General features: G+C 70.7%; 7 protein-coding genes and 1 tRNA gene. 3 read left to right on the top strand and 5 right to left on the bottom strand.

From position 1 onward, the window contains the following. Positions 1-1,322 (top strand): IS1380 family transposase (locus tag DI573_RS12475; protein WP_292814757.1); only part of this gene is annotated, 1,322 nt, incomplete at its 5' end. Between the two features lie 140 nt (positions 1,323-1,462). Here the strand turns inward: DI573_RS12475 and DI573_RS12470 are convergent. After that, positions 1,463-2,194, bottom strand: coding sequence for a CoA pyrophosphatase (locus DI573_RS12470; protein ID WP_292814755.1), 732 nt, complete (start codon positions 2,192-2,194; stop codon positions 1,463-1,465). 214 nt (positions 2,195-2,408) lie between these two features. Here DI573_RS12470 and DI573_RS12465 point away from each other — a divergent pair, with 214 nt between their 5' ends. Continuing rightward, positions 2,409-3,380 carry a lytic transglycosylase domain-containing protein gene (locus DI573_RS12465; RefSeq protein ID WP_292814753.1) on the top strand — a complete coding sequence of 324 codons (972 nt, stop codon included), beginning with the start codon at positions 2,409-2,411 and terminating at the stop codon, positions 3,378-3,380. Between the two features lie 63 nt (positions 3,381-3,443). Here DI573_RS12465 and DI573_RS12460 read toward each other — a convergent pair whose 3' ends face one another. From DI573_RS12460 to DI573_RS12450, 3 genes are all read right to left on the bottom strand, one after another. Then, positions 3,444-5,138: an AarF/UbiB family protein gene (locus tag DI573_RS12460; protein ID WP_292814751.1), complete on the bottom strand. Its 1,695-nt coding sequence runs from the start codon at positions 5,136-5,138 to the stop codon at positions 3,444-3,446. A gap of 37 nt (positions 5,139-5,175) precedes the next feature. Then, a complete protein-coding gene (locus tag DI573_RS12455) occupies positions 5,176-5,754 on the bottom strand; it encodes a PadR family transcriptional regulator (RefSeq protein ID WP_292814759.1) in 579 nt (192 codons plus the stop codon). A 277-nt stretch (positions 5,755-6,031) separates the two neighbouring features. Then, a tRNA-Glu gene (locus tag DI573_RS12450) sits at positions 6,032-6,104 on the bottom strand. A gap of 108 nt (positions 6,105-6,212) precedes the next feature. On the opposite strand from DI573_RS12450, the gene DI573_RS12445 reads away from it, so the two are divergent. Then, on the top strand, positions 6,213-6,851 hold the full coding sequence (locus DI573_RS12445; protein ID WP_292814749.1) for an MBL fold metallo-hydrolase: 639 nt from the start codon (positions 6,213-6,215) through the stop codon (positions 6,849-6,851). 77 nt (positions 6,852-6,928) lie between these two features. On the opposite strand, the gene DI573_RS12440 is transcribed toward DI573_RS12445, so the two are convergent. Further along, the coding region (locus DI573_RS12440; protein WP_292814746.1) for a fructose-specific PTS transporter subunit EIIC at positions 6,929-8,445 on the bottom strand (1,517 nt) is incomplete at its 5' end.

Genomic DNA, 8,445 nt, shown 5'->3' with positions numbered 1-8,445 from the left:
TCCGTCTTGCCCGCTCCGCGGGGCTGGACGAGCTCGCCCAGTCTCGGCTGAGCGTCCCGACGGACAAGGGCTCCAACGCCGGCGCGAAGGTGATGGCGCTGGTGGCGGGGATGCTCGCCGGAGCGGACTCGATCGATGACATGAACCTGCTCCGCCACGGCGGCATGGGGCGACTGTTCGTAAGGACCTATGCGCCGTCGACGCTGGGATCGTTCCTGCGGCAGTTCACCTTCGGGCACGTCCGCCAGCTCGACGCCGTCGCCTCCCGGGTCCTCCGGAACCTCACCGCGCGGGCGCCGGTGGTGCGGGCTCGAGAAGGTGAGCGGGTGATGGTCGATCTGGACGACACGATCATCGAGGTCCACGGGTATCAGAAGCAGGGCGCCGGGTTCGGGTACTCCGGCGTCCGCGGTCTGAACGCGCTGCTCGCCACGGCATCGACGAGCTCGTCGGCGCCGGTGATCCTCGGCCAGCGGCTGCGGCAGGGGAAGACCGGTTCCCCGAAGGGCGCCGCCCGGATCGTCGGCGACGCCCTCGCCGTCCTGCGCCGCACCGGTGTCGTGACCGGGGTCCGGCCGTTGTTGCGCGCGGACTCCGCGTTCTACGGGCACGCCACGATCGGCACCGCGATCAACGCCGGCGCCGACGTGTCGGTCACCGTCCGGATGGATCCGGCGGTGAAGACCACGATCGCCACCATCCCGGATGATGCGTGGACGATGATCGAGTACCCGAATGCGATCCGCGACGAGACCACCGGGGCTTGGATCTCGAAAGCTGAGGTCGCCGAGGTCCCGTTCACCGCGTTCCGGTCCAGGAAGAAGGCAGAACGCGTCGAAGGGCGGCTGGTGGTGCGGCGCATCCCTGACCTGAACCCGCGGCAGCTGGAGCAGCCGACGCTGTTCGACGTCTACCGGCACCACGCGTTCTTCACCACCACCAGCACGGACGACATGGACACCGTCGTCGCGGACAAGACCCACCGCGGCCACGCGGTCGTCGAGCAAGTCCACGCCGACCTGAAGAACGGGCCGCTCGCGCACCTGCCTTCCGGGGTGTTCACCGCGAACAGCGCCTGGCTGGTGCTCGCCGTGATCGCGTTGAACCTCACCCGCACGGCCGGTCTGATCGCCGACAGGGCCGGACAGTTGGCGAGAGCGACGACCGCGACGATCCGCCGCACCCTGATTCACGTCCCGGCGCGGCTGGCGCGCTCCGCGCGCCGTGTCACGCTGCACCTGCCCGAGGCCTGGCCCTGGCAGAACGCGTTCGCTCGACTCTTCGCCATCACGCACGCACCACCGCCACCGGCGACCGCCTGACCACCGCCGCAACCGCGGCACGACCGAGACCCAGTGGACGACCGGGATGCGACGCCCGGAACTTAGTGCTGCCCCCGCTATGTCACCACGCGGCGATCACGCCACCCCCGGCCCCCCAGGGCTCATCGGTGGATCGAGGCTTAGGAACCCACCCGCGGGTCCGCGAGAGGCAGCACCCGCGAGCGATCCCAGGGCTCCGACCAGCCGAGCAACTCGAAGAGGCCGTCGAGCAGCATCCCGGTGAAGCCCCAGACGAGGTGCTCGCCGTCCCCCCGCGGCACGAGGAAGCCCGGCCCGCGCCATTCCTGGCCCTCTCTCCGGAGGACGGTCACGCCGCGATTGGCGGGGTCGAGCAGATCGGCGACGGGCGCGCGGAAGACATCGGCCGACTCCCCCGCATCGACCACCCGAACGGGCGAGGGATGCTGCCACCAGGCGAGCACGGGTGTGACGACATGACCCGAGTACGCCAACGGGACCTCGGCGAGCGTGCCCAGCACCTCCACACCGGCGGGGTCAAGGCCCGTCTCTTCGCGCGCCTCCCGCACGGCGGCCCCCACCGCACCCTCGTCCCCCGGATCGATGCGTCCACCCGGGAAGGCGACCTGGCCCGGATGCGCGCGCAGCGTCGAGGCCCGCGCGAGCAGGAGCACGTCGAGATCACGCGAGACCGAGGCTGATGCCGCGCGGTGATCGCTCGCCAGTGAATCGAGCACGCCGAAGAGCATCAGCACCGCCGCGGGGCGCGCGCCCACCGGGCGCGCGGGGCCGAATCGCGCGGAGAGCGCGGCGGCGGCGCGGGAGTTCTGCGGTTCGGCGGTGAGGCTCGCGAGCTGCATACGCGCGGCTTGGCGCGACGGATCTGCGGGCACGGGTTCAGCGTACGCCCGTCTCCGAACAGGGCCGCCCCGGATGCCCGCGGGGTCAGGATCAGGGCTTTCCCCAGCGTTCGATCGCACGTCACGTCCAGGGAACACACCGGAAGCACTCAGGTGAGACCTGCAAGACTCGGCGCTTTGTGTTCGCCTGCGCGGACACCCCGCGCCACCCGAAGGCGCAGAACCTCGATACGGAACCCGGTTACGCATGCGCTCTTTCACGTCTTCGTCCCCCGACCGCCGCTCACGACGCCTCGACGAGCGGCGCCGTCGGCGCCTCGCCCGCCGCCCCGCCATCCTCACGTCGGCGGTGGCGCTGGGCCTTGTCGCCGCGGTGGGTCTGACCGCGACCCCCGCCTCGCAGGCGGATGCCTCCGCGACGACGTCGAGCGTCGCCCTGGCCTCTTTCGTCGTGCCCGCACAGCCCACGGCCGTCGTGACCGACGGCGGCACGGATGAGATCTCGACCGGCGCTCGCGAGGCCCTCGCCGCCGCCGAGGCCTCGGTCGCGGCGGCGGCGAGCGTTCAGGCCGACATCTCCGGCGCCGGCCTCGACATCGGACAGCCCGACACGAGCGTCGACACGGCAGCCCTCGAGAGCGCCGCCGATCGGCTCGAGAAGGCCGACGTGTTGCCCGCCCCCTTCGTTCCCGACCTCACCGACGACGTGACCGCGCTCGTGGCCGTCGTCGACGAGCGCGTCGCGAGCCTGCGCGGCAGCCTCGACGCAGCGCTGGCCAAGAAGGCCGAAGAGGAAGCGGCCGCCGCAGCCGCCGCACAGGCCGCCGCCGAGGCCGAGGCAGCCGCAAAGTCGTCATCGACAGCATCCGCCCCCGCCCCCGTCTACGCCACGGGCGGGGCGGTCGGCGGCACGAGCCCCGCCGACGCGCAAGCCACGGCGCGCGGCATGCTGGGCGGCTACGGCTGGGGCGATGACCAGTTCTCGTGCCTGGTGTCGCTGTGGCACAAGGAATCGGGCTGGCGCTACAACGCCTACAACGCCTCCAGCGGCGCGACGGGAATCCCCCAGGCCCTCCCGGGCAGCAAGATGGCCTCGGCCGGCGCGGACTGGCAGACCAACCCCGCGACGCAGATCGCCTGGGGCCTCGGGTACATCTCGGGCCGCTACGGCAGCCCCTGCGGCGCCTGGTCGCACTCGCAGTCGGTCGGCTGGTACTGACACCTCGCGAAGCGCGGGGCGGCGGCATCCTGACGATGGATGCTGCCGCCCCGCGCTTTCGCGTCAGCCGCGGCCGCGGCCCGCGAGGCCGCCGAACGCGGCGTGCAGCAGCGGAACCGCCGAGACGGCGATCAGCACCACGCCGAGCACCGGCGCCTGCGCGTGCAGCACGGCGCCCCCGATGAAGAGGCCCGCGAAGAGCACGGCCGACACGACACGGCGTGTCACCGCCTCCAGCCGCGCGATACGCCGATCAAGCCGCGGAGTGTCGACCGCGACCCGTCCGTCGTCGAACCGGGTGACGAGGTCGTCGAGCCGCCGCGGAAGACGCGCGGCGACACCGAGGATCTCGACGGCCTCCTTGCCGAATGCCTGAGCGATGGTGCCGCGCTCGTCGCGCATGAGCCCCGCCGCGTAGGGCTCGACCGAATCCCACAGATTGAATGCGGGGTTCAACGCGCTGCACACCCCCGAGGTCAGTGACGAGGCGCGGATGATGAGCAGGAAGTTCTCGGGCAGCTGGAACGGGAGCGAACGCACGACATCGCCGAACTGGATGGCGAAGTCGCGGAACTCTCGCGGGTCGACCTGGGCGAGTTCGGCGAATCCCATGCCACCGAACCGTGCGAACAACTGGGTCATCGCGCGCTCGAGCTCCGCCGTGTCGGCCGAGGGCAGCAGCACCCCCACCTCGCGGATCGCGTCGACCAGCCCGCGCCCGTCCCGGGTCGCGACGGCGATGAGCGCCTGGCGAAGGCCGCGACGGATGCCGCCCGGCACCTCGCCCATCATTCCGAAATCGATGAAGGTGAACCGCCACGCCGGGCCGCCCCCCTCACTCTCCCCGGGCAGCAGCGTCACGAAGACGTTGCCGGGATGGGGATCGGCGTGGAAGAAGCCGTGATCGAACAGCTGGTCGAACATGACGGCGGCGAAGGCGCGTGCGACGTCGTCCGGGTCGATGCCGGCGGCGCGGAGCCCCTCGTGATCGGTCACCTTGATCGCGGTGACGTCCTGCAGCGTGAGCACGCGGCGGGTCGTGCGTTCCCAGACGACCTCGGGAACCGCGACCCGGGGATCATCGGCGAAGTCGCGGCCGAACCGCTCGGCGTTGCCGGCCTCGTGCAGGTAGTCGATCTCCTCGAGGCTCGTCGCCGCGAACTCTTCCACGAGCCCCGGAGCATCCACTCGCGTGTACACGAGCCGGATGCGGCTGAGCCATCCGCCGACGCGGCGCAGAGCCGCGAGGTCGACGTCCACGATCTGCTGGATACCGGGACGCTGCACCTTGACGACGACGGCATCCAACCCGGTCTGCGTCGCGTCCGCCTCGATCAGGCGCGCGCGGTGCGCCTGGCCGAGGGATGCCGCCGCCACGGGCGTCTGATCGAACCACGCGTACGCGCGCTCGAGCGGCACCCCCAACTCGGACTCCGCGGCGGCCTTGATGGCCGCGAACGGCACCGGCGGCACCTCGTCCTGCAGGCCCTCGAGCTCTTTCGTGATCTCGGGCGGAAGGACATCCAGGCGCGAGGACATGAACTGCCCGACCTTGATCATCAGGCCACCGAGGTCGACGGCGAGAACGTGGAACCGGCGTGCGAACCGCCGCATGCGGCGGCTGCGCGTGCGCTCGGCGACCCTCGCGAGCCCGAACCGAGGCAGGACGATCTCGAACCACCACGTCTGCACCAGGTAGCGGGCGGCGAAGCGCAGGATACGACGGTAGCGGGCGCGCGTGTTGCGGGCGTCGGGCATCCTGTCTCCGCGACGCCGACGTGCCGGGGGCACCGGGTCAGTCTTGGGCGAGGATCGAGTACAGCCGGCGGCGCGCCTCATCGAGCACGGCGACGGCCTCCTGCACCTGCTCCGGCGTGCCCGTGCGGGCGACCTGGGCGGCGGCCTGCGCGAGCTCGACACCAGCCTTGGGCAGCGCGGCCATCCGGCCGGCGGTGTCGGGGCGCGCGCCGCTCTGCCACGGCGCAGGCTTGTCGGCCGATGCATCGACTTCGGCCTGGCCCGCCTCGGTGAGCGCGTAGGTCTTGCGCCCGTTCGCCTCTTCGGCCGTGATGAGACCCTCGTCGGCGAGCAGCTGCAGCGTCGGGTACACGGAACCGGGGCTCGGCTTCCACGATCCGCCGCTGCGCTCCTCGATCTCGTGGATGATCTGGTAGCCGTGCATCGGCGACTCGGCGAGCAGGGCGAGCACGGCCGCACGCACGTCACCGCGGCCCATGCGGACGCCGACCTTGGGGCCGACTCGGCGCTCGAACTCGTCGCGCAGCTGTTCCATCGCCTCCCAGATTCCGGCGCCGGGCTTTCCGCCGCCTTGGCCGAAGCCGAACCCGTTGAATGCGTCGAACGATCCGTTCATGATGATCTCCTCATCGGTCGAGATGACGTCAACGATACTCACCGATATGTCGTTGAGGGTCGCTCGCGGGGAATTCCCAGGCTTGCGCTTCGTTCGGCCGCGCCTGATTCACCGAACCCACATTTTTGCAGCGAGCCACCATTCGTCGCGTGGTGGCTCGCTGCAAAAATGTGGGTTCGCGTCGCCTGCGACCCGGATAGCGGGACCGGCGCCGGGCGGGGCGCACGCCCGCGGAATGCGAAAAGCCCATCCGAAAGGATGGGCTTTTCATGTGTTGTGACCCCAGCGGGATTCGAACCCGCGTTACCGCCGTGAGAGGGCGGCGTACTAGGCCGCTATACGATGGGGCCGCGTCGACAACCGTTCAAGTATGCCATGACCTCGGAGCACTCGACAAATCGGCGCCGGTCCGCGGCGGTCGGCTTGCCGACGCCCTGTCCGGGCGATTGACTTCATTCATGCGCCTGACCAAGCACGAACACGCCGCCCTCCTCCTCGAGCACGAAGGCAAAGGGCTCATCATCGACCCGGGCGCCTTCAGCACCCCGTTCCCCGAGATGTCGCACGTCGTGGCCGTCGTCCTCACTCACGAGCACCCCGATCACTGGACACCCGAGCAGCTCGATCGCATCCGACGCGCCTCGCCCGATGTGCCCATCTACGGTCCCGCGGGGGTGGCCGGGGCGGCGTCGGACCACGGCGTCACCGTCGTCGAGTCGGGCGACACGGTCGAGATCGGGCCCTTCACGCTGCGCTTCTTCGGCGGCGAGCACGCGATCATCCACGAGTCCCTGCCGCAGGTGCAGAACGTCGGCGTGCTCGTCAACGACACCCTCTACTACCCGGGGGACTCCTACACCGTCCCCGAGGGCGTCGAGGTCAACGTCCTGGCCGCACCCCTCGGGGCCCCCTGGCTCAAGATCGGCGACGCGATGGACTTCGTCCTCGCCGTCGCGCCCCGCCGCGCCTTCGGCACGCACGATATGACGGTGTCCGTCATCGGCCGCGACATGCACCGCGCGCGCCTGCAGTGGGCCACGGCGCAGGGCGGCGGCGAGTTCATCCCGCTCGACCCGATGGACACGCTCGACATCTGAGCCGCGCACCGCACACGCACAAGAGTGGATGCCGCAGCCCGCACGGGTCCGCAGCATCCACTCTTCGTCGTTGTCGCTCAGGCGGCGACGGGCACGCCGGCCGGTGTCAGCGACGCCTCTTCGGCCGCGCCCTTCTTGTGCACCCACTTCTTGAGGGCGACGACCACGAGGGCCGAGACGACGACGCCCGCGACGATCGAGACGACGAAGCCCCAGAACGGATTGATCGCGAAGAACACGAAGATGCCGCCGTGCGGGGCCAGGGACGAGACGCCGAAGGCCATGCTGAGCGCGCCGGTGACGGCACCGCCCACCATCGAGGCGGGGATGACGCGCAGCGGGTCGACCGCCGCGAACGGGATCGCGCCCTCCGAGATGAACGCGGCGCCCAGCAGCCATGCGGCCTTGCCGTTCTCACGCTCGACGGGGTTGAACAGGCCGCGCGCCATGACGGTGGACGCGAGTGCCATCGCCAACGGGGGCACCATGCCGGCGGCCATGACCGCGGCCATGATGAGGAAGGGCGTGCCGTAGATGTCGCTCGTCGAGGCGGCGGCCAGACCCGTCGTGGCGAAGGTGTAGGCCACCTTGTTGACCGGTCCGCCGAGGTCGATGCACATCATGAGGCCGAGGATCACGCCCAGTCCGATGATCGACGCGCCCGTCAGGCTGTTCAGCCAGTCGGTCAGGCCCACCATGAGCTGCGCGATCGGACGGCCGAGGAAGAGGATCATCAGGCCCGACGCGACGATCGATCCGATCAGCGGGATGATGACGACCGGCATCAGGCCGCGCAGCCAGCGCGGGGCGGGCAGGCGCCCCAGCCACCAGGCGATGAAGCCGGCGAGCACACCGCCGATGAGGCCGCCGATGAAGCCCGCGTTCATGAGCACGGCCACCGCACCCGCGACGAAACCCGGTGCGATACCCGGCCGGTCGGCGATCGCGAAGGCGATGAAGCCCGCGAGCACCGGCACGAGGAACCCCATCGATGTGGCGCCGATCATGAAGGCGACAGAGCCCAGATACTGCCCCAGCGGCCCGAGCGGCGAGGTGATGTCCTCGGTGGGCAGGTCCCACAGCGAATTCTGGATGATCACGGTCGCCGCGTTCGCGGTGACCTCGTAGCCGCCGAGCAGGAAGCCGAGCGCGATCAGCAGTCCGCCGCCGGCGACGAACGGGATCATGTACGACACGCCCGTGAGCAGCCAGCGCTTGATGCGCGCGCCCACCGATTCGGTCGCGGCGGCGCTCGTGGCGGCCTGCGCCGTGCCGGAGACGCGCTCGGCCTTCGGATCCTTCGCGGCCGCGACGGCCTCGGCGATCAACTTGTCGGGCGAGTCGATGCCCCGCTTGACGCTCGTGCGCACGACCGGCTTGCCGGCGAAGCGCTGCGGCTCCCGTACGTCGACGTCGACCGCGAAGATCACGGCGTCGGCCGCGGCGATGACGTCGGCGGGCAGCGCCTGGTATCCGCTCGAACCCTGGGGCTCGACCACGAGGTCCACCCCGCTCTTCTTGCCCGCGGCGGTCAGCGCGTCCGCGGCCATGAAGGTGTGGGCGATGCCGGTGGCGCACGCGGTGACGGCGACGA

This window comes from Microbacterium sp. (genome assembly GCF_003248605.1).
In the GTDB taxonomy this organism is placed as follows: Bacteria; Actinomycetota; Actinomycetes; order Actinomycetales; family Microbacteriaceae; genus Microbacterium.
The sequence above is the reverse complement of the archived record's forward strand: the minus strand, read 5'-3'. Positions and strand labels throughout refer to the sequence as shown.